The sequence below is a fragment of the Ewingella sp. S1.OA.A_B6 genome, assembly GCF_049889095.1.
Lineage (GTDB): Bacteria > Pseudomonadota > Gammaproteobacteria > Enterobacterales > Enterobacteriaceae > Ewingella.
In genome coordinates this window covers 832,608-853,578 of record NZ_JBLJFK010000001.1, presented here as the reverse complement: position 1 = coordinate 853,578, position 20,971 = coordinate 832,608, and the positions used below count along the sequence as shown (strand labels likewise).

At 50.9% G+C, this 20,971-nt stretch carries 18 protein-coding genes, 1 pseudogene and 1 other annotated feature; of the genes and pseudogenes, 12 read left to right on the top strand and 7 right to left on the bottom strand.

Translation table 11 applies throughout. From position 1 onward, the window contains the following. Window positions 1-243 precede the first annotated feature (243 nt). A complete protein-coding gene (gene topA, locus ACMV8I_RS04190; RefSeq protein WP_498863934.1) occupies window positions 244-2,844 on the bottom strand; it encodes a type I DNA topoisomerase in 2,601 nt (866 codons plus the stop codon). Window positions 2,845-3,283: 439 nt separating this feature from the next. On the opposite strand from topA, the gene ACMV8I_RS04185 reads away from it, so the two are divergent. Beyond that, window positions 3,284-3,535 carry a YciN family protein gene (locus ACMV8I_RS04185; RefSeq protein ID WP_498863933.1) on the top strand — a complete coding sequence of 84 codons (252 nt, stop codon included), beginning with the start codon at window positions 3,284-3,286 and terminating at the stop codon, window positions 3,533-3,535. Between the two features lie 137 nt (window positions 3,536-3,672). Here ACMV8I_RS04185 and sohB read toward each other — a convergent pair whose 3' ends face one another. Further along, the gene (gene sohB / locus ACMV8I_RS04180; RefSeq protein ID WP_498863932.1) at window positions 3,673-4,716 is read right to left on the bottom strand and encodes a protease SohB; all 1,044 of its coding nucleotides are present in this window, start codon (window positions 4,714-4,716) and stop codon (window positions 3,673-3,675) included. Between the two features lie 382 nt (window positions 4,717-5,098). Between sohB and ACMV8I_RS04175 the strand changes: the two genes are divergently transcribed. Both ACMV8I_RS04175 and cobO read left to right on the top strand, forming a co-directional pair. Then, the gene (locus tag ACMV8I_RS04175) at window positions 5,099-5,860 is read left to right on the top strand and encodes a YciK family oxidoreductase (RefSeq protein ID WP_498863931.1); all 762 of its coding nucleotides are present in this window, start codon (window positions 5,099-5,101) and stop codon (window positions 5,858-5,860) included. A 13-nt stretch (window positions 5,861-5,873) separates the two neighbouring features. Beyond that, window positions 5,874-6,479, top strand: coding sequence for a cob(I)yrinic acid a,c-diamide adenosyltransferase (gene cobO / locus ACMV8I_RS04170; protein ID WP_498863930.1), 606 nt, complete (start codon window positions 5,874-5,876; stop codon window positions 6,477-6,479). A gap of 44 nt (window positions 6,480-6,523) precedes the next feature. Here the strand turns inward: cobO and ACMV8I_RS04165 are convergent, their stop codons facing one another. The 4 genes from ACMV8I_RS04165 to rnm form a co-directional block, all read right to left on the bottom strand. Further along, entirely contained in the window at window positions 6,524-7,120 is a 597-nt protein-coding gene (locus tag ACMV8I_RS04165) for a histidine phosphatase family protein (protein ID WP_498863929.1), read from the bottom strand. Window positions 7,121-7,225: 105 nt separating this feature from the next. Beyond that, window positions 7,226-8,092, bottom strand: a complete 867-nt coding sequence (gene rluB, locus ACMV8I_RS04160) for a 23S rRNA pseudouridine(2605) synthase RluB (protein ID WP_498864713.1) — start codon at window positions 8,090-8,092, stop codon at window positions 7,226-7,228. Window positions 8,093-8,841: 749 nt separating this feature from the next. Beyond that, window positions 8,842-9,462 carry an L-threonylcarbamoyladenylate synthase gene (locus ACMV8I_RS04155; RefSeq protein WP_498863928.1) on the bottom strand — a complete coding sequence of 207 codons (621 nt, stop codon included), beginning with the start codon at window positions 9,460-9,462 and terminating at the stop codon, window positions 8,842-8,844. A 15-nt stretch (window positions 9,463-9,477) separates the two neighbouring features. Continuing rightward, entirely contained in the window at window positions 9,478-10,383 is a 906-nt protein-coding gene (rnm, locus tag ACMV8I_RS04150) for an RNase RNM (protein ID WP_498863927.1), read from the bottom strand. A 294-nt stretch (window positions 10,384-10,677) separates the two neighbouring features. Then, window positions 10,678-10,779: a sequence feature (Trp leader region), on the top strand. A gap of 44 nt (window positions 10,780-10,823) precedes the next feature. On the opposite strand from rnm, the gene ACMV8I_RS04145 reads away from it, so the two are divergent. From ACMV8I_RS04145 to ACMV8I_RS04120, 6 genes and pseudogenes are all read left to right on the top strand, one after another. After that, the gene (locus ACMV8I_RS04145; protein ID WP_498863926.1) at window positions 10,824-12,386 is read left to right on the top strand and encodes an anthranilate synthase component 1; all 1,563 of its coding nucleotides are present in this window, start codon (window positions 10,824-10,826) and stop codon (window positions 12,384-12,386) included. Window position 12,387: 1 nt separating this feature from the next. Next, window positions 12,388-13,998, top strand: a pseudogene (gene trpD, locus ACMV8I_RS04140) (bifunctional anthranilate synthase glutamate amidotransferase component TrpG/anthranilate phosphoribosyltransferase TrpD). 3 nt (window positions 13,999-14,001) lie between these two features. Further along, window positions 14,002-15,366: a bifunctional indole-3-glycerol-phosphate synthase TrpC/phosphoribosylanthranilate isomerase TrpF gene (trpCF, locus tag ACMV8I_RS04135; protein ID WP_498863925.1), complete on the top strand. Its 1,365-nt coding sequence runs from the start codon at window positions 14,002-14,004 to the stop codon at window positions 15,364-15,366. Window positions 15,367-15,411: 45 nt separating this feature from the next. Beyond that, window positions 15,412-16,602, top strand: coding sequence for a tryptophan synthase subunit beta (trpB, locus tag ACMV8I_RS04130; protein WP_498863924.1), 1,191 nt, complete (start codon window positions 15,412-15,414; stop codon window positions 16,600-16,602). Next, window positions 16,602-17,408 (top strand): tryptophan synthase subunit alpha, encoded by an 807-nt coding sequence (gene trpA, locus ACMV8I_RS04125; RefSeq protein WP_498863923.1) that lies wholly within the window; start codon window positions 16,602-16,604, stop codon window positions 17,406-17,408. Before trpB ends, trpA begins: the two co-directional genes overlap by 1 nt. A gap of 224 nt (window positions 17,409-17,632) precedes the next feature. Further along, window positions 17,633-17,947, top strand: coding sequence for a BON domain-containing protein (locus tag ACMV8I_RS04120; RefSeq protein ID WP_498863922.1), 315 nt, complete (start codon window positions 17,633-17,635; stop codon window positions 17,945-17,947). Window positions 17,948-18,013: 66 nt separating this feature from the next. Here the strand turns inward: ACMV8I_RS04120 and ompW are convergent, their stop codons facing one another. Then, window positions 18,014-18,646, bottom strand: a complete 633-nt coding sequence (ompW, locus tag ACMV8I_RS04115; RefSeq protein WP_498863921.1) for an outer membrane protein OmpW — start codon at window positions 18,644-18,646, stop codon at window positions 18,014-18,016. Window positions 18,647-18,990: 344 nt separating this feature from the next. Between ompW and ACMV8I_RS04110 the strand changes: the two genes are divergently transcribed. From ACMV8I_RS04110 to yciA, 3 genes are all read left to right on the top strand, one after another. Then, entirely contained in the window at window positions 18,991-19,743 is a 753-nt protein-coding gene (locus ACMV8I_RS04110) for a YciC family protein (protein WP_498863920.1), read from the top strand. A gap of 102 nt (window positions 19,744-19,845) precedes the next feature. Beyond that, on the top strand, window positions 19,846-20,385 hold the full coding sequence (locus tag ACMV8I_RS04105; RefSeq protein WP_498863919.1) for a septation protein A: 540 nt from the start codon (window positions 19,846-19,848) through the stop codon (window positions 20,383-20,385). A gap of 67 nt (window positions 20,386-20,452) precedes the next feature. Continuing rightward, window positions 20,453-20,893, top strand: a complete 441-nt coding sequence (gene yciA, locus ACMV8I_RS04100; protein ID WP_498863918.1) for an acyl-CoA thioester hydrolase YciA — start codon at window positions 20,453-20,455, stop codon at window positions 20,891-20,893. Window positions 20,894-20,971 lie beyond the last annotated feature (78 nt).

Genomic DNA, 20,971 nt, shown 5'->3' with positions numbered 1-20,971 from the left:
TTACCGATGCATTATTGATAATTTTTATGCATAAAAACAGTTTTTATATAACTATTGCATCAATTATTTAACCGTTCTACCGATATATAGCGTGACAAGCATGTCCTGAGCAAAGCAACAAACACAACACGGGTTCCTGACAAAAAGGACTAATAGATTCCGATGATAGATCTTAACGCAATAAAAAAACCAGCTTAATGAGCTGGTTTTTTGCAGGTTTGTAACCGACTTAAAACAGTGTGCTTATTTTTTGCCTTCGACCCATTTCCCGTCAACGTAAAACGCTGACCAGCCACTGGCCTTGCCATCTTCTTTTTCAGAAGAGACATATTGCTGTTTGGTCTTACGGCTAAAGCGCACCATCGCTTTGTTGCCATCGGGATCGGTTTGCGGAGCATCAGCCAAATAGCTGAGTTTTTCTGGCAGACGATCTTTAAAACGAGCTAACTCTTCCACTAACGGCGCACGAGTTTCACGCGATTTAGGGAAAGTATTGGCCGCCAGGAAGACGCCAGCTGCGCCATCACGCAATACGAAGTATGCATCTGATCTTTCACACTCCAACTCAGGTAACGGCACCGGATCTTCTTTCGGTGGCGCCACATCGCCGTTGCGTAAAATCTTACGGGTATTTTTGCACTCATCGTTGGTACAACCCATGTATTTCCCGAAACGCCCCATTTTCAGGTGCATCTCAGAACCACATTTGTCGCACTCAACGATCGGGCCGTCATAACCTTTGATGCGGAATTCGCCTTGTTCGATTTCGTAGCCATCACACTCAGGGTTATTACCACAGACGTGCAATTTACGCTGGTTATCGATCAGGTAGCTGTCCATTGCCGTGCCACATTTCTCGCAGCGACGCTTGGCGCGCAGTGCGTTGGTTTCGGCCTCGTCACCTTCCAGGACATTCAGAATTTCGGCATCAGCGATCAGATTAATGGTGGTTTTGCAGCGCTCTTTGGGCGGCAATGCATAACCGGAACAACCGAGGAACACTCCGGTACTCGCCGTACGAATGCCCATAGGGCGGCTACAAGTCGGGCATTCGATGCTGGTCAATACCATCTGATTAGGGCGCATACCGCCCTCTTCAGGATCTTTTTCCGCAATCTCTAACTGATGGCTGAACTGGGCGAAGAATTCATCCAGTACGGTTTTCCATTCAGCCTTGTTGTTAGCAACCTGATCGAGGCCATCTTCCATTCGCGCGGTAAAATCGTAATTCATCAATTCGCGGAAGTTGTCTTCAAGACGGTCAGTGACGATTTCGCCCATTTTCTCAGCGTAAAAACGACGGTTCTCAACGTGAACATAGCCGCGGTCCTGAATGGTCGAAATGATCGACGCATAGGTAGACGGACGGCCAATACCCCGTTTTTCGAGCTCTTTCACCAAAGACGCTTCGCTGAAACGCGCAGGCGGCTTGGTGAAGTGCTGAGTTGGCAGCAACTGTTGCAGACTTAACTCGGTACCGACTTCAATCACCGGCAGCACGCGGTCTTCATCGCCTTTACGCAGTGCGGGCATGACTTTAGTCCAACCGTCAAATCGCAAGGTACGGCCTTTGGCCCGCAGCGAGTAGTCTGCCGCTTTAACGGTCAGCGTAGTGGAATCGTACTGCGCAGGTGTCATCTGACAGGCAACAAACTGGCGCCAGATCAGCTGATACAAACGCTGTGCGTCCGCTTCCATGTCTTTCAGTTGTTCAGAAACGACGGCAACATCAGAAGGACGAATCGCTTCATGCGCTTCTTGTGAGTTCTCTTTGTTGCTGTACTGCAGAGGGGCTTTCGGCAGGTATTTGTCGCCGAAATTATCACCGATATAGCCGCGTACCATTTCTACCGCATCCTGACTCAGGTTCGTAGAATCGGTACGCATGTAGGTGATATGACCCGCTTCATACAGGCGCTGTGCCATCATCATGGTTTTCTTCACGCCAAAGCTAAGGCGCGTACTGGCTGCCTGTTGCAATGTGGAAGTAATAAAAGGTGCGCCCGGCTTGCTGCTGGTCGGCTTGTCTTCGCGATCCACCACGGTGTAACGCGCTTTTTCAAGCAACGAAACAGCGGCATGGGTTTGTTCTTTATTTACCGGTTTAAACGGTTTCTGGAGGTGATGCGTGACTTCCATTTGCAGCGCGGTGTCTTTGTTCGCCAACAAATCTGCATGCAGCTCCCAGTACTCTTCCGGCACAAAGGCTTTAATCTCTTTTTCGCGCTCAACCACCAGGCGTACCGCCACAGACTGAACACGACCAGCGGAAAGACCGCGGGCAATCTTCTTCCACAACAACGGCGAGACCATATAACCCACAACGCGGTCCATAAAGCGACGCGCCTGCTGTGCATTAACACGGTCAATATTCAGCTCGCCGGGTTGTTTAAACGCGTTCTGAATCGCATTCTTGGTGATTTCGTTAAACACCACACGGCTAAAGCGTTTTTCATCACCACCAATCACTTCCCGCAAATGCCAGGCTATCGCCTCTCCTTCGCGGTCAAGGTCGGTTGCGAGATAGATGTGGTCGGCTTTTTCGGCTAAGGCTTTTAACTCAGCGACGACTTTTTCTTTACCCGGGAGTATTTCGTATTGCGCTTCCCAACCGTGGTAAGGATCAACGCCCATTCGATTAACCAGCGCAGTTTTCTCATCCTTTTTTACTTTTTTCTTTGGTTTTTCTTCGGTTGAGCTGGCGGTTTTTTTAGCGGCGGAACCACTGGTTGGTAAATCACGGATATGACCGACGCTGGACTTAACCACGTAGTCATTTCCTAAATACTTATTAATCGTTTTGGCTTTTGCCGGGGACTCAACTATTACGAGAGCTTTGCCCATAATTACCTTTTACCTAATTTATTCTTCTGCTGAGAAGAAGATTTTAACTTGTTATGCCGCGGCACACTGTAACGTCTTTTTTTATATTGCGGCAGTGAGTCAGGAGGTCAACACTTTTTTTTAAAACGTCGCTCAAACTGACTTCCAGAGGCACAATTTACTGATTTAAAATAAGTTTAAAGGTAAAACTTATGCAGAATAATTCATTTTATGATGACGAAAAGTGACCAAGCGTAAACAAAATATTCCACCTAAAGCCACAAAATCCCACACTGTACCTGATAAAAATTGCCACGCAACTTAATTAGCACGTTAATGTGCTTTTTGCCAATGTGTACAAAATACACGCAATTAAGATTTTGCATAACCTTAGCAGATTTGCGGTTTTATCCACGGCAGGATTACAATACCGCAGCAATTATAGTGGGGAGTAAATAACATGCACGGAAATACATCGGCAATTAGCCGGGAAGCTTTACTGGTTGAAGCGAATAAAGTCATTCGCGAGCATGGCGATTATCTTCACGGAATGGTCGCCAGCAGGGTTGAACAGAAAGGAAATGTGCTGGTTTTTGGCGGGGACTTTTTTCTTGATGACGAAGGATTACCTACGCTGAAAACCACGGCCGTGTTTAATATGTTCAAACATCTGGCGCATCTGTTTTCAGAAAAATATCATCTGGAAGATTAACCTTTTCCCAGCCGATATAGTGGTATTTATCGGCGTCGTATTTTCGGAGCGGTATCTAAGTAGTAATGAAGCTTTATCGCCCGTTTTATGAGCAATAAAAGGGACATTTGTCCCTTTTATTCATTTATAAAGCAAGCTCAGAGCAACGGCTTCTGACTACGTTGCAGCCAGCGCAGGAACAGACGATCTGCGCTTTCTGCTGCGCTGCCGGTAAACCTGTCCATCATGCGTTTACGACGACTGTAACGCACCGCAATCACCTCATGATTTTTCATCTCGGCAATCAGCAAATCATCGCTGGTGCCAATAGCATCAATCAGTCCCTTGTCACGCGCTTGCGTACCAAACCAGTGCTCACCGGTGGCTACACTGTCAATGTCCAGTGAGGGACGGTGCTGATGCACAAACTCTTTGAACAGCACATGCGTCTCGTTGAGATCCTCACGAAATTTTTCGCGCCCTTCTTCCGTGTTTTCACCAAACAACGTTAAGGTGCGTTTAAACTCGCCGGCGGTATGCAGTTCAACATCAATATCGTTCTTTTTCAGTAAACGGCTGAAGTTAGGGATCTGTGCCACAACACCGATGGAGCCAATAATGGCGAACGGTGCCGCCACGATCCTGTCGGCAACGCAGGCCATCATATAGCCACCGCTGGCAGCAACTTTGTCCACCGCAACCGTCAGGCGAACACCGCCCTGACGCAGGCGTGCCAATTGGGAAGATGCCAGACCGTAACCGTGAACCACACCGCCGGGACTTTCCAAACGTAGCAGGACTTCATCCTCTGGCGTGGCAACGGCGAGTACCGCAGAGATCTCTTCACGCAGCGAAGTCACTTCATGAGCATCCATACTGCCTTTGAAATCGAGCACATACAGACAGGGCTTGCTTTTCGATATGCCGGTTTTAGCCTGCGATTTTTTTTGTTTCGCTTCAGCCTTCTCCTGCTTTTTAAAGGCTTTAATACTCATCTTTTGTTCGCTTGGATTAAGCCGCGCGGTACGCATTTCACGCTGCATTTCGCGGTATTGTTCACCCAAGTCCACCAGATGAAGTTCACCTTTACTCTGCGACTTACGCTGCCTCAGGCCTACGACCAAAATCACTAACACTCCGATGGCAATAACCACGGTGACAACTTTGGCCAGAAACAGACCATAAAGAGATAATAAATCCACACATACCGCCTTTTACACTGTGGTAATAAGATGCTGCTTATTCTAGACAATCACTGTCGTGACGTCTTGTTCGAATGTGTTGCTGGCAGCAGGATTGAAAGCAGGTTTCTCCGTACTTGCCCTGACGACAGGTAAAAAGGGATGCAGTATTGTTCCGTTTTTGTTACAAAAGAATCTACAGAATATAGGTTAATCGTTGAAACAGATGTGCATTTCAGGCATATAAACCGAGTATTGATCCGCGTGATGAACCAATTTTAGTCAAAGTGCGCACGGACGGTAGAGCCAGTTTTTCATTCATCTTGCTCCCGCCAAAAGCGCTTCGACACAATGTGAGACGCCATGTGCGCCGCATTCCGAATCAGGCAAGAGGACACACCCTGTGCACTATCATCCAAAATCAGACCTGCTCAATCGCCGTATTATTCTGGTCACCGGCGCTGGTGATGGTATCGGTCGAGAAGCCGCCCTGACTTACGCGCGCTTCGGTGCACAACTTATTTTACTGGGGCGCACCGAAAGCAAACTGGCGCAAGTCCAGCAAGAGATCGCGCAGCGTGGGTATCACCCGGCACAGATTTACACCTTGGATTTGCTTACCGCCAGCCAGCAAGATTGCCAACACGTGGCAGAGCAGATCACGCAATGGGTCCCACATCTTGACGGCGTACTGCATAACGCCGGTCTGCTGAGTGAGATAACGCCGATGGCGGACATTAAACTCGAAGACTGGAACAATGTGATGCAGGTGAATGTCAACGCAACCTTTATGCTCACACAAGTTTTATTGCCCCTGCTACTGAAATCGTCCAACTCATCACTGGTTTTTACCACGTCAAGCGTCGGCCGCGAAGGCCGCAGCGGCTGGGGAGCCTACGCAGTGTCGAAATTTGCTACCGAAGGCATGATGCAGGTGCTAGCCGAAGAGCATAAACAGTCAAACTTACGCGTTAACTGCATCAATCCGGGTGGAACACGCACTACTATGCGGGCATCTGCATTTCCAGATGAAGACAGCAAAAAACTGAAAACCCCAGCAGATATTATGCCGCTGTACCTATATTTAATGGGTGATGATAGCCGTCGTAAAACCGGTACCAGCTTTGATGCACAACCTGGTCGCAAAGCTGGCCCAGCAGAATAATAAGGCCTGTCTAATGAGTGAAGAAAACAGCAGTAATGTCCGGCATAAACAGCGACAACAGCGACTCAAAGAGCAGGTTGATGCTCGTATCGAAGCCGCACAGGAACGACGCGGTATCCTGATCGTTTTCACTGGTAACGGGAAAGGCAAGACTACGGCAGCCTTTGGCACCGCGACGAGAGCCGTTGGTCACGGCCAGCGTGCTGCCGTTATCCAGTTCATCAAAGGTGAATGGCCCAACGGCGAGAAAAACTTGCTGGAACCGCATGGCGTCGAGTTTCAGGTGATGTCCACCGGGTTTACCTGGGAAACCCAGAACAAAGAGACCGATACAGAGGCCTGTCAGGGCGTATGGCAGCATGGTAAACGCATGCTGGCAGATTCCTCGCTGGATCTGGTTGTGCTTGATGAACTGACCTATATGGTCAGTTTTGGCTATCTGGATCTACAGGAAGTGGTCGATGCATTGAAGGCGCGCCCAACCCATCAGACAGTCATTATCACGGGCCGTGGTTGCCACCGCGAACTGCTCGAACTGGCCGACACGGTGAGCGAACTGCGTCCGGTGAAACATGCTTTTGACACCGGAATTATGGCGCAACAGGGAATAGACTGGTAGTAACCGCCCGCCTGAGCCGCACTTTCCCTTTCGAATTGACTCACTCAGAGAGTGCCACTGTCGTTAAGACGCTGAATAACACAGGAGCCGTTGGTGAGCTCAATCTCACTGACGCAACCCTGTTTGAACGGGAAGCGGCACATATCGGCGGGTGCCAATTTCAGCATCATCACCAGCATCAGGCTTAATGAACTCTGATGTGCGACGATCGCCAAACAACTTTCTGCCGGCATGAGATACAACTGACGCATTGCCCGCCGGATTCGCTGGGTGAAAGCTGCAAAAGACTCACCCTGTGGTACTGCAATTTGCCTGTCATCACACCATAAATCGTAGCCTGCGGCTCCGGATGCCCGCAGATCGCGGTGGTGGCACAGTTCCCACTCGCCAAAACACATTTCCTGCAACAGTGGCTGAACTTGCAGCGCCGTATCGCGACCAACTGCTATCGCTTCTGCAGTCGCGCGGCTGCGGGCCAGATCGGTATGAATAATAGTATCGAGCGTGATGGATGCTAACTGTTGCGCCACATGCTGAGCTTGACTGACACCGATCTCCGTCAGCGCCACGTCACTGCTACCGCAAAATACGCCATCCACATTGGCGTTTGTCTGACCATGTCGAACCAGATATAACCTCATATCGTTTCCATCCGCATCACATTCCTGACAGTCGTACAAAAATCGGGGCAAAAAAAACCGCAGTCACAGACCGCGGTTTATCGGGATAACGCTCCGCTTGTGAGCTTATCCGTTGCGCTTAGACGGCGTACCGCTTCGGCGTGCCGGCGCAACCTGAGTATGACGCTTCACGGCGCGGCGGATTTGATTGGCCTTCACGCGGCGACGGTCACGCTCAACCGGCAGTTTGCTGACGGTTTCTTCCTGCATCTCCACCAGCGTACGCAGGTAGTTAGTTTCCGACAGTTCCAACTCTTTATAGCCACCGCGAGGCAAGCCTTTAGGCAAGGTCAGATCACCGTAGCGAACGCGGATCAGACGGCTCACCTGTACGCCTACCGCTTCCCACAACCGGCGAACTTCACGGTTACGGCCTTCGGTCAGCGTAACGTTGTACCACTGGTTCACGCCTTCGCCGCCCTGATATTTGATGCTACGGAATGCAGCAGGGCCATCTTCCAACTGCACACCACGGCTCAGCTGTTTGATTTTTTCGTCGTCGATCTGGCCAAACACGCGCACGGCGTATTCACGCTCAACTTCACGGCTTGGATGCATCAGGCGGTTTGCCAACTCACCATCAGTGGTAAACAGCAGCAGGCCAGAAGTGTTGACGTCAAGACGGCCCACGGCAACCCAGCGCGAACCTCGCATTTTTGGCAGGCGGTCAAATACGGTCGGACGGCCTTCCGGATCGCTGCGGGTACACAACTCGCCTTCCGGCTTGTAGTACGCCAATACGCGGCACACAGTATCCTGCGACTCGATAATCGACAATACGTGACCATCAAGACGAATTTTCGTCCCGGCAACCATTTCTACACGATCACCGAGCGAGGCAATTTTACCGTCAACGCTGATACGGCCAGCCTGTAACATAGCTTCCACTTCACGGCGTGAGCCATGACCAGCGCGGGCCAGAATTTTTTGCAGCTTCTCGCTCTGACCTTCGGTGCTGTCGAGAGCATTTTTAGGCTTTTCGTATTTCGGCTCGTCATCTTCCGGCGCATCGACATCGTTGTTCAGCACCGCAGACACTGCTTTTGGCTTGGCGCTGCGGGATTTATCCCCACGCGGTTTGTCACTGCGGGCGCTGTCTGGACGTACTCTATCGTTACGCTCGGGACGCGCACCTTCAGGGCGTGGTTTGCCACTGCGCGGTTTTTCTATACGAGACTTTTCGATCCGGGAGTCACCACGAGCAGCGTCAGGACGGGCTTTATCAGTACGTGATTTGTCGTTACGTGACTTATCAGTACGCGCCTTGTCAGCCTGGGGTTTTTCACCGCGCTTTTCGGCACGCGTTGGCTCCGGCCGGCCTTTGGCTGCACCAGAATTTCTTCCGCTTTTTGGTTTGTCAGTGGCCGAACGGCCTGATTTGGATCTGTCGCTTGTATGCTTCTGGGAATTATACTTCTCGCTCATTGAGCAGCCTCATTTGTCGCCTTCACAGGCGTCGGGGGTGAGCCGGCAGCACAATGTGACCCATCGCCTGCCCGCCAGAATTAGTATCAGTAAATAAGCCAGTGGCTGTTGCGGAATTCCTGTGGAATACAGGCGATACTTCTCGTCGCAATAACAGCATTACCTATCAAAACAAAGACTTATGAAAAGTCAGCCCGCCATTATACACAATCACACTGTTTTTGTATCTATCTGTGGGCTGAATAATAAATACACTATTATAAAAACGGGGTTGGATCGCCAGCCCCTTCACGCACCACTTCAGGGGTGGATTCGGTCAAATCCACTACAGTGGTCGGCTGCTGGCCAATCGTGCCGCCGTGAATAATCAGATCCACAAGTTTGCCCATATTATCTTTTATGTCGTCAGGATCCGATTCGGCAAAATCATTACCTGGCAGCATCAACGTGGTGGACATCAGCGGTTCACCGAGCACGTCCAACAGCGCCAAGGCAATCGGGTTAGAGGGAACCCGCAGGCCTATGGTTTTACGTTTTTCACTCATCAGGCGGCGCGGCACTTCTTTGGTCGCTTTCAGAATGAAAGTGTAGTTGCCCGGCGTATTGTTTTTGATCAGACGAAACGCGGCGTTATCGACGTAAGCATACGTTGAAAGCTCAGACAAATCGCGGCATACCAGCGTGAAGTTATGATTGCCATCCAACTGACGAATGCGGCAAATGCGCTCCATGGCGCTTTTATCTTCCAGACGGCAACCCAGCGCATAACCGGAATCCGTCGGGTACACAATCACGGCGCCTTTACGCAAAATATCCACGGCCTGATTGATCAGACGCGGCTGCGGGTTCTCGGGGTGAATATAGAAAAATTGACTCATAGTTCCCTTCTTAACTCATTCTGTAATAGAGGCAATGCGTGCAGGCTGCGCCCACTCTTTCCACACGGGTTCTACACCAGCAGGAAGCCACAATTTTCGCCCCAGTTCTATCCAGGAGCAGGGTTGATGAAAATCAGAACCCTGCGATGCCAGTAAACTGTAGTCTCTTGCGAAAGCGGCGAGCTGACTGCGTTCATTCGGTGCCTGCTGACACTGGGCTATTTCCATTGCATCTCCGCCCTGTTCGGCAAAATAACCCAGCAGACGTTTTAGCCATTTTGTTGAAAGGCCATAACGTCCCGGATGAGCGACAACGGCTTGGCCGCCTGAGTGATGAATGGCTTCAATCGCCTGTACTATTGTACACCAGTGTGGTGGCACGTAGCCTGTTTTACCCTTGACGAGATACTTTTTGAAGACCTGTGCGATGTTGTCGCACTTGCCTATTTCCACCAGATAACGCGCAAAGTGTGCACGGGTGACCGCACCACCTTGTGCCAGTCGCAAAGCCCCTTCCCAGGCACCTTGTACCTGAGCCTTTTCAAGTCTGCGGCCCATCTCCTGTGCGCGTTCTATGCGCAAAGCTGCCTGCGAAGCCAGTAAGGTCAGCATCGCTGGATGGGCAGGATCGATCCCTAATCCCACGATATGAATTTCGTGATTCTCCCATAACGTGGAGATTTCAACGCCGCTCACTAGCTGCAAAGGGTGGCTATTTTCGGCAATGGCCTGCGCCGCACGAGCCAGTCCGTCAGTCGTATCATGGTCAGTAATGGCCAGCACCCCCACCCGCATTTCTACTGCACGGGCGACCAGCGCTTCAGGCGATAAATATCCGTCAGAGGCGGTAGTATGGCTGTGCAAATCATAGAGGGTGAAGGCGGAACTGAGTTCTGGAATATCGGTGGCGATTGAAGTCATAAAAATAGCAGTGATTAAACCGGTTGCTGAAAACGGCGTTTATCATAACCCGTTAAACGTCTGCAGGTTACCCCTATCTGACTTGACGGCGCGCACATATCACTGGCATAACGGGATATCACGCAGGTTTGATTGTTTATCCTTAACAAGAAAGTTCAAAAAGAGGGTTGACTAACGTCTCGCGAACTAGTTTACTAGTACGCAAGTTCGCAGAACAATGTGGTTTCTCGTTGAGTGTTCTGTTTAAGATAAAACGAAGGGTATCTGATGATGAAAATTTCAATGATTTCTGTACTCAGCTGGTGGCACCACTTCCCTTCGCGGGCGGTGTGATCATGCATAGCTGTTAACAGGCCATGCAGATACCCGAAGCCCGCTGATTGCGGGCTTTTTTGTGGCCGTCTTCTATTACTACAATGAACAAAATTTCAGGAACCAACATGACTATTCAACGACCTCGTTTAGAACTGCTGACAGCACAGGGAAGTTATCGTGATGATCCGACGGCCATCTTCCACCAGCTTTGTGGCGCACGTCCGGCCACCCTATTGCTGGAATCGGCTGAAATCACCAGTAAACAGAATTTGAAAAGCCTGCTGGTTGTTGACAGCGCACTGCGCATCACTGCACTGGGCAATAACGTGTCAATTCAGGCGCTGACTGCCAATGGCGCATCGCTGCTTCCGCTAATGGATGCAGCACTGCACGCTGATGTGCTCAATGATGTTCGCCCTAACGGCCGTGAACTGACCTTCCCTCCAATCGATCAGATGCAGGAAGAGGATGCCCGTCTGCGTTCACGTTCTGTCTTTGATGCGTTGCGCAGCATTCTTGATGTGGTGGAAACACCCGAGGAAGAGCGTGAAGCCATGCTACTGGGCGGTCTGTTCGCCTACGATTTAGTCGCCGGGTTTGAAGATTTACCGCAGCTGCGCGCCGATCAGCGCTGCCCGGATTTCTGCTTCTATCTTTCAGAAACCCTTCTGATTCTCGATCACCAGAACCGCAGCAGCCGTTTGCAGGCCAGCCTGTTCACACCGGACAGCGATGAGAAACAGCGTCTGCATTCACGCCTCGAACAACTGCAACATCAGTTGCAACTGCCGCCACACGCTATTCCGCATAAGGATGTGACGGACATGAAACTTAGCGTCAATCAGAGTGACGAACAGTTCGGTGCCGTGGTTGAACAAATGAAAGAAGGCATCCGCGCCGGTGAGATTTTCCAGGTGGTGCCTTCACGCCGTTTCTCCCTGCCTTGCCCTGCTCCGCTGGCGGCCTATGAAACACTGAAAAATAACAATCCAAGTCCGTATATGTTTTTCATGCAGGACAATGATTTCACCTTGTTTGGTGCTTCACCGGAAAGCGCACTGAAATATGATGCCACTAACCGCCAGATTGAAATTTATCCTATCGCCGGAACCCGTCCACGTGGCCGCCGTGCTGACGGAACGCTGGACCGCGATCTCGATAGCCGTATCGAACTGGAAATGCGCACCGACCATAAAGAGCTGGCTGAGCACCTAATGCTGGTTGATCTGGCGCGCAACGATTTGGCGCGTATTTGTGAGCCGGGCAGCCGCTATGTGGCTGACCTGACCAAAGTTGATCGTTATTCCTTTGTAATGCATCTGGTCTCGCGCGTAGTGGGAACACTTCGTGCAGATCTGGACGTGCTCCACGCCTATCAGGCAGTGATGAACATGGGTACGCTGACCGGTGCACCGAAAGTACGTGCTATGCAGCTGATTGCCGCTTCCGAAAAAAGCCGTCGGGGGAGCTATGGTGGCGCGGTAGGGTACTTTACAGCGCAGGGTGATTTGGATACCTGCATTGTGATCCGTTCCGCCTATGTCGAAGACGGCATTGCTACCGTTCAGGCGGGGGGCGGCGTCGTGCTGGATTCAGTGCCGCAGGCCGAAGCTGACGAAACCCGCAATAAAGCGCGCGCCGTACTCCGTGCTATAGCCACTGCCCATAATGCCAAAGAGGTGTTTTAAGATGGCCGACATTTTATTGATCGACAACGTAGATTCCTTCACCTACAACCTAGTGGACCAACTGCGCGCCAGCGGTCACAACGTAGTGATTTATCGCAACCAGATACCGGCCGACGTGATCCTCGAAAAGCTTAGCCAGTTGGAAAAACCGGTACTGATGCTCTCTCCTGGCCCCGGTACGCCTTCGGAAGCGGGCTGTATGCCGGAACTGCTGAAACATCTGCGCGGCCAACTGCCTATCATCGGTATTTGTTTGGGCCATCAGGCGATTGTTGAAGCCTACGGGGGTTATGTTGGACAGGCTGGAGAGATCCTGCACGGTAAGGCTTCCCCGATCACCCATGATGACGAAGGTATGTTCGCCGGAATGAATAATCCGCTGCCGGTGGCGCGTTATCATTCACTGGTTGGCAGCCAAATACCCGCTGACGGGTTGACGGTCAACGCCCGCTATGGCGACATGGTAATGGCCGTGCGTCACGATAAAGATCGCGTTTGCGGTTTCCAGTTCCATCCAGAATCCATTTTAACCTCTCAGGGTGCGCGTCTGTTAGATCAGACGCTGGCCTGGGCTTTGGCATAAGACGGGGAGCTGACTATGCAAACTCAAGATATCGCCGGCATCCTCGAAAACCTGTATCGCGCTCAGGTGATGACGCAGGAAGAGAGCCAGCAATTATTTACCGCCATTGTGAATGGTGAGCTTGAGCCAGCCCAACTGGCGGCGGCGTTGATCAGCATGAAAGTACGCGGTGAGCAACCGGCAGAAATTGCCGGTGCTGCTCAGGCACTGCTGGCTCACGCCGAACCTTTTCCGCGCCCCGATTATCAGTTTGCTGATATCGTCGGTACCGGTGGTGACGGCACTAACAGCATCAATATTTCGACCGCGAGCGCCTTTGTCGCTGCAGCGTGCGGTGTACGCGTAGCCAAACACGGTAACCGCAGTGTGTCGAGTCGTTCAGGTTCATCGGATTTGCTGGCCGCGTTTGGCATCCGGCTGGATATGCCAGCGCAAGCATCCCGCGACGCGCTTGATGATTTGGGCGTCTGTTTCCTGTTTGCGCCGCAATATCACACCGGTTTCCGCCACGCGATGCCGGTACGCAAGACGCTGAAAACCCGCACGCTGTTCAACGTACTTGGGCCACTGATTAACCCGGCTCGTCCACCGTTAGCACTGATTGGCGTTTACAGCCCAGAGTTGGTAAAACCGATTGCCGAAACGCTGCGGACCCTGGGTTATGAACGTGCAGCAGTCGTTCACGGTGGTGGCATGGATGAAGTGGCGATCCACGCGCCGACGCGGGTGGCGGAGCTGAAAAATGGTGAAATCACCACCTATGAACTGACGCCGCAGGACTTCGGATTGGACAATTATCCGATTGAAGCGCTGCTCGGCGGCGAGCCGGAAGAAAACCGTGACATTCTGGAACGCTTATTACAAGGTAAAGGAAGTCCGGCCCATGAAGCCGCAGTGGCCGCCAATGTGGCGATGTTACTGCGCCTTTTCGGTCAGGAAAACTTAAAACAAAACGCACAACAAGCTTTGGAAGTAATACGCAGCGGCGCAGCTTACCAGCGTGTTACTGCATTGGCAGCAAGAGGATAAGTGATGCAGCAGGAAACCGTACTCCACAAGATTGTCCGTGATAAAGCAGTTTGGATCGCGGTACGTAAAGAACAGCAACCCCTGGCCAGTTTTCAAAACGACATAAAACCCAGCCAGCGTAATTTCTACGACGCCCTGCGAGGGGCAAAAACTGTCTTCATTCTTGAATGCAAAAAAGCGTCACCCTCTAAAGGTACTATCCGCGATAACTTCGATCCGGTGGAAATCGCCAGCGTCTATAAAGATTACGCCTCCGCCATTTCTGTTTTAACTGATGAGAAATACTTCCAGGGCAGTTTCGACTTCCTGCCGCTGGTGAGCAAAACCGTGACACAGCCGGTGCTGTGCAAAGATTTCATCATTGATCCTTATCAGATCCATCTGGCGCGCTTTTATCAGGCCGATGCGATTTTACTGATGCTTTCGGTTCTTGATGATGAGCAGTATGTGCAACTTGCCGCCGTGGCGCACAGTCTGCATATGGGCGTGCTGACGGAAGCCAGTAATGAAGAGGAACTGGGGCGTGCCGTTCAACTGAAAGCTAAAGTGGTCGGCATTAATAACCGCGACCTGCGTGATTTGTCTATCGACTTAGACCGGACGCGCCAGTTGGCCCCGCGCGTACCACACGGCGTGACGGTGATCAGTGAGTCAGGCATCAATAGTTATGCTCAGATCCGCGAGCTGGGTCGTTTCGCTAATGGCTTCTTGATTGGCAGCGCGCTGATGTCAGAGACCGATCTGACCGCTGCCGTTCGCCGCGTGATGTTGGGCGACAACAAAGTCTGTGGACTGACCCGCCAGCAGGACGCCGCCGTAGCCTATAGTGAGGGAGCGGTTTATGGCGGACTGATTTTTGTCCCCGCGTCACCGCGCTATGTCACCCTTGAGCAAGCTCGTATCGTGCAGTCGGGCGCGCCGTTAAAATATGTTGGCGTATTCCGTGATGAGCTAATAGTTAACGTGGTTAACATCGCCGAAGCGCTGAAATTGATCGCCGTACAACTGCATGGCGATGAAGATCAAACCTATATTGATGGGCTGCGTGCAGTATTGCCGCAACGCTGTCAGATCTGGAAAGCGCTGAGCGTGAAAGGGTCGATGCCAGTCCGGGATCTGAATCAGGTTGACCGCTATGTGCTCGACAATGGCAAAGGGGGCACCGGCCAGAGTTTTGACTGGAGCAAACTGGCGGGACAGGATTTGAGTAACGTTTTACTCGCCGGTGGCCTTCGTGCCGATAACATCGTTGATGCTGCTCAATTAGGTTGCGCGGGGCTGGATTTCAACTCCGGCGTTGAACGCGAGCCTGGCATTAAAGATGCCGATAAAATCACTGCCGTATTCCAGACGCTGCGGGCTTACTGATTTAAGCCGGCAACGCCGTAAAATTGACAGACAGGATGGAATAACATGACTTTACTTAATCCCTACTTCGGCGAATTTGGCGGCCAGTATGTGCCACAAATTCTGATGCCTGCACTGGCACAGCTGGAGGAAGCTTTCGTCAGCGCGCAGCGCGATCCCGAGTTCCAGGCCGAATTCATCGACCTGCTGAAAAACTACGCGGGTCGCCCTACTGCGCTGACACTATGTAGAAACCTGACGGCGGGTACTAAGACCAAACTATATCTTAAGCGTGAAGATTTATTGCACGGCGGCGCGCACAAAACCAACCAAGTTTTGGGGCAGGCTTTGCTCGCAAAACGGATGGGCAAAACTGAGATTATTGCCGAAACCGGTGCAGGTCAGCACGGAGTGGCTTCTGCTCTCGCTTGTGCGCTACTTGGTCTGAAATGCCGCATTTATATGGGAGCCAAAGATATTGAACGTCAGTCACCTAACGTGTTCCGTATGCGTCTGATGGGTGCTGAAGTGATCCCAGTTCACAGCGGTTCTTCTACGCTGAAAGACGCGTGCAACGAGGCGCTGCGCGACTGGTCCGCCAGCTATGAGAAAGCACACTATATGCTCGGCACCGCAGCAGGCCCACACCCATACCCGACTATTGTGCGTGAGTTCCAGCGCATGATTGGCGAAGAGACTAAAGTGCAAATGCAGGAGCGCGAAGGTTGCTTGCCTGACGTGCTCATCGCCTGCGTCGGCGGCGGCTCCAACGCCATCGGTATGTTTGCCGATTTCATCGACGATACCAGCGTGAAACTGATTGGCGTCGAGCCTGCGGGTCTGGGGATTGAAACTGGCCAACACGGCGCTCCGTTGAAACATGGCCATGTCGGGATTTATTTCGGCATGAAATCACCGATGATGCAAACGTCAGAAGGCCAGATTGAAGAGTCATACTCTATTTCTGCCGGGCTCGATTTTCCTTCCGTCGGCCCGCAACATGCCTACCTCAACAGCATTGGTCGCGCGGAATACGTTTCAATCACCGATGATGAGGCGTTGGATGCATTTAAAGCGTTGTCACGCCATGAGGGTATTATACCGGCCCTTGAGTCTTCACACGCACTGGCCTATGCCCTGAAAATGATTAAAGAGACACCGCAGAAAGAACAGATTATTGTGGTGAATCTTTCCGGTCGCGGCGATAAAGATATTTTCACCGTCAATGACATTCTGACTGCCCGGGGAGAAATTTAATGGATCGTTATCAGCAATTATTCAAACGTCTGGAAAGCAAAAAAGAAGGCGCGTTTGTTCCTTTCGTTACGCTGGGAGACCCTGGGGTTGAGCTCTCACTGTCAATCATCGACACGATGATTGAAGCCGGTGCCGATGCACTGGAGCTGGGCATACCGTTCTCTGATCCGCTGGCAGATGGCCCGACCATTCAGAACGCCAACCTGCGTGCGTTTGCTGCCGGTGTCACGCCAACGCAGTGCTTCGGCATGCTGGCACGTATCCGGGAAAAACATCCGGACATCCCAATTGGTCTTCTGATGTATGCCAATTTGGTCTTCCATAACGGTATCGATGCTTTCTATCAGCGCTGTGCCGAAGTCGGTGTAGATTCTGTGCTGGTAGCAGACGCGCCTTATGAAGAGTCAGTGCCCTTCCGCGCTGCAGCTATTCGCCATGGCATTGCACCGATCTTCATCTGCCCGCCAAACGCCACTGATGATTTATTGCGGGAAATTTCTTCGCATGGCCGCGGATATACCTACTTATTATCTCGTGCGGGGGTGACAGGCACGGAGAAACGCGCACTGACACCGCTGACTCATCTGGTCAATAAGTTGCGTGAATATAACGCAGCTCCACCGCTGCAGGGTTTTGGTATTTCGGATCCTGGACAGGTAAAAGAGACGCTGGCATCGGGTGCCGCCGGGGCTATATCCGGATCTGCTACTGTGCGGATCATCGAAAACAATCTGCATCAGCCCTCAGAAATGTTGGCACAGCTTTCGCGCTTCGTCAGTGAGATGAAAGCCGCAACACGCGCCTGACTCTGCTGAAAGCCTTTCCAACGCCTTATTTGATGATGCAGATAAGGCGTTGTTTATTTGGATGAGTTAAGTTTTTATTTTACCGTTTTTCATTTGTATATCCTCCATACTTACACCACAATTAGGGTTACCCGCAGGTTCCATTTCATTTTTGTGGCTTCCGTTCGGGAAATACACGTTACTCATCATTTAATGAGTTTCAAACTTGGCATGGAGAGTTATTTATGAAGTTATTCAAGACTTTGTCGGCATTTTGCATGGCAGCTGTTGTCGTCATGGCTGTAGCGGCTTGTGCGCCAACTAAGAAATCAGAAGGCACTGGCGGTTATCTGGATGACACGGTAGTCACCACCAAAGTGAAATCTGCTTTGCTGGCGGATAAAACCATTAAGTCGCGTGAAATCAGCGTAGAAACCTTCAAGGGCCGTGTACAGTTGAGCGGTTTTGTCAGCTCACCGGCTGAAGCAAACCGTGCGGTTGAAGTCACTCGTAGCGTGGCTGGTGTTAAATCCATCGAAAATGATACTCGCGTAAAATAAACCCTCGATTGGTTTAACTAAAGACGAAGAGGCGCAAAAGCGCCTCTTTAATTTTTGTCCTGACGATCAGAAACGATAGCCCGCACCAAACATAAAGACCCATGGGTCGATCCGGGTGTTGATGTTTTGCTGCTCACCACCGGCTTTGAACTTAACTTCAGTATCAATATCCATCCACCACACAGACATGTTAATCAGCCAATTGTCATCAAGGTTGTAATCCAGACCTGCCTGCGTTGCCACACCCCAGGAATCCTTTACGCTCAGATCAGTCAGCCCGGCATCGCTGCCCGTCTGGTTGAATTTGGCATCGTAGAATGTGGTGTAGTTGATACCCACACCGAGGTATGGCCGCAACTTGTCCTGCTTATCACCAAAATAGTACTGAGCCATTAATGACGGCGGTAATTGTTTTACTTCGGCGATCGTTCCGGTGCTTTGCAGTCCAACTTTATGCTGGAATGGCGTGGCCGCAAGCAGCTCCACCCCAATGTTGTCGGTGAACATGTAACCAAGAGTCATGCCCATCTGAGTGTTATTGCTAATATCAAACGACCCCAGGCCCAGTACGTTATCTGACCCTTCGGTTGGCCGCACAGTGGCTGTCCCTACCCGAAAGATCACATCTCCTGCCTGATGTGCACTCGCAACTGCCGGAAGTGCCGCTGCCGCAACTAATGCCCAATATGCTGCTTTCATTATCCCTTCCCTTTGTATGGATTAATTATTTCCGCGCAAATAATACCTACTATTTGCCAGGATTTGATCAATGCGGGATCACATCTTTAAAACAAATTTTCGAAAAATGCATCCCCGACAATCTGATCTAAATCTCTAAAAAAGAAAGAATTGATCTACATCAAAACAAAGGAATAAAGATCCTACTATCCATTTTTACAACGGTTCCCCTTTTAGCGTTTCGCAATTGAACAGGCTGAACAACAAGAAATGAATCAGATATCATTGGCAGGGTGCCACCGTGCCACATTACAGGGTACAATCCCCGACTGATTGTCTTTCGATTATTTTGCCAAGGAGCGTTCATGCCTATCACGGCCAGCACGTTGTACCGTGACAGTTTCAATTTTATGCGTAACCAGCTGACCAGCATTTTGCTGCTGGCTCTATTGACCGCATTTATTACCGTCATTTTAAATCAACTCTTCATCCCTGGTGCCGATCAACTGAGCCTGCTCAGCGCAACCAGTGATGACCTGTCAGGCACGACAGGCATGAGCTTGCAGGAACTTATTCAGAACATGTCACCGGAACAGCAGATGGTGCTGCTCAAAGTCTCAGCTGCAGCAACCTTCTCTGCACTCGTCGGCAATGTGTTGCTGGTTGGTGGGATGCTGACGCTGATTCAAATGGTGTCAAATGGCATGACGACCAGCGCCCTGCGTTCAATTGGTGCTTCTGCGCCAATTCTGCCGCGCCTGTTAGGGCTGATGCTGGTCTGTACGCTGCTGGTTCAGTTGGGCCTGACGCTGTTTATCGTCCCTGGCGTACTGATTGCAGTAGCGGTTTCTATGGCGCCGGTCATCAGCAGCACTGAGAAAATGGGCGTATTTAAGTCGATTAAAATCAGCAGCAAGCTGGCCTTCGCCAATGCACGTCTATTATTCCCGGCGATTATGTTCTGGCTGGCAGCCAAGATGCTGGTCCTGCTGGCGGTAAGCCATCTGACGATTCTGCCCGCCATGGCCGCGACCGTCGTGTTGAGTACGCTGAGCAACCTGATTTCAGCTTTGTTGCTGATTTACCTGTTCCGTCTCTACTCCAAATTGCGTGTCTGAATATCATCAATAGTCTCTGAAAGGGTGCGCTGGCGCCCTTTTCTTTTGTCTGTGAAATGATTCCGGTATAGTCCAAACCATACAATAAACATGGAATGAAGTATGAAGCAGCTACTCGATTTTCTTCCCCTGGTCGTCTTTTTCGTTTTTTATAAAATGTATGACATTTTTGTCGCCTCCGGCGCGCTGATTGCCGCGACCGCACTGGCGCTAATCTTCACCTGGATTAAATACCGTAAAGTCGAAAAGATGACGCTCATCACGTTCGCCATGGTGGCTATTTTCGGCACACTGACGCTGGTATTCCACAATGATGAATTCATTAAATGGAAAGTGACGGTGATTTACGTGCTGTTCTCCGTTGCCCTGCTGGTGAGCCAGTTGGTCATGAAGAAGCCGTTGATCCAACGGATGTTGGGCAAAGAGCTAACGTTGCCCGATCATGTTTGGAATAAGCTAAACTTCAGCTGGGCCTTGTTCTTTCTGGTATGCGGGCTGGCCAATATTTACGTGGCGTTCTGGCTACCGCAAGAAATCTGGGTTAATTTCAAAGTATTCGGCCTGACTGCTCTCACGCTGGTATTTACCCTGCTGAGCGGGGTCTACATTTACCGGCACATGCCGGATGAAGAAAAAAAATAAACATTCTCCCGCATAGGCCTTTCTCTTCGAAGGGCCTTCATTTTGATGAGCCAAGAAGCCGACCAATATGAACGATAAACAGAGCTTACCCAATGGTGAAATGGTATTGCGCACGCTGGCAATGCCTGCGGATACCAATGCAAATGGCGATATTTTTGGCGGCTGGCTGATGTCGCAGATGGACATGGGCGGAGCGATTCAGGCAAAAGAAATTGCCAAAGGTCGCGTTGTCACAGTACGTGTCGATGGTATGACGTTCCTGAAACCCGTCGCCGTGGGTGATGTGGTGTGCTGCTACGCTCGTTGCATTCGTACGGGTAACAGCTCCATCACCATCAATGTGGAAGTCTGGGTAAAGAAAGTCTCTTCTGAGCCCATCGGGCAGCGTTACCGGGCGACTGAAGCGGTATTTACCTATGTGGCGGTCGATGATGAAGGCAAGTCACGTACTCTGCCAGAGGGACGAAGTAATTTCAGCGTGGATTCTGGCGGTATGTCCGAAGATTGATGTTGTTTTTTGTTCGATTAAATACCGAAAGTAAAAAGGTCGCCCACTGAGGCGACCTTTTTGTTAGAGATCTTACGA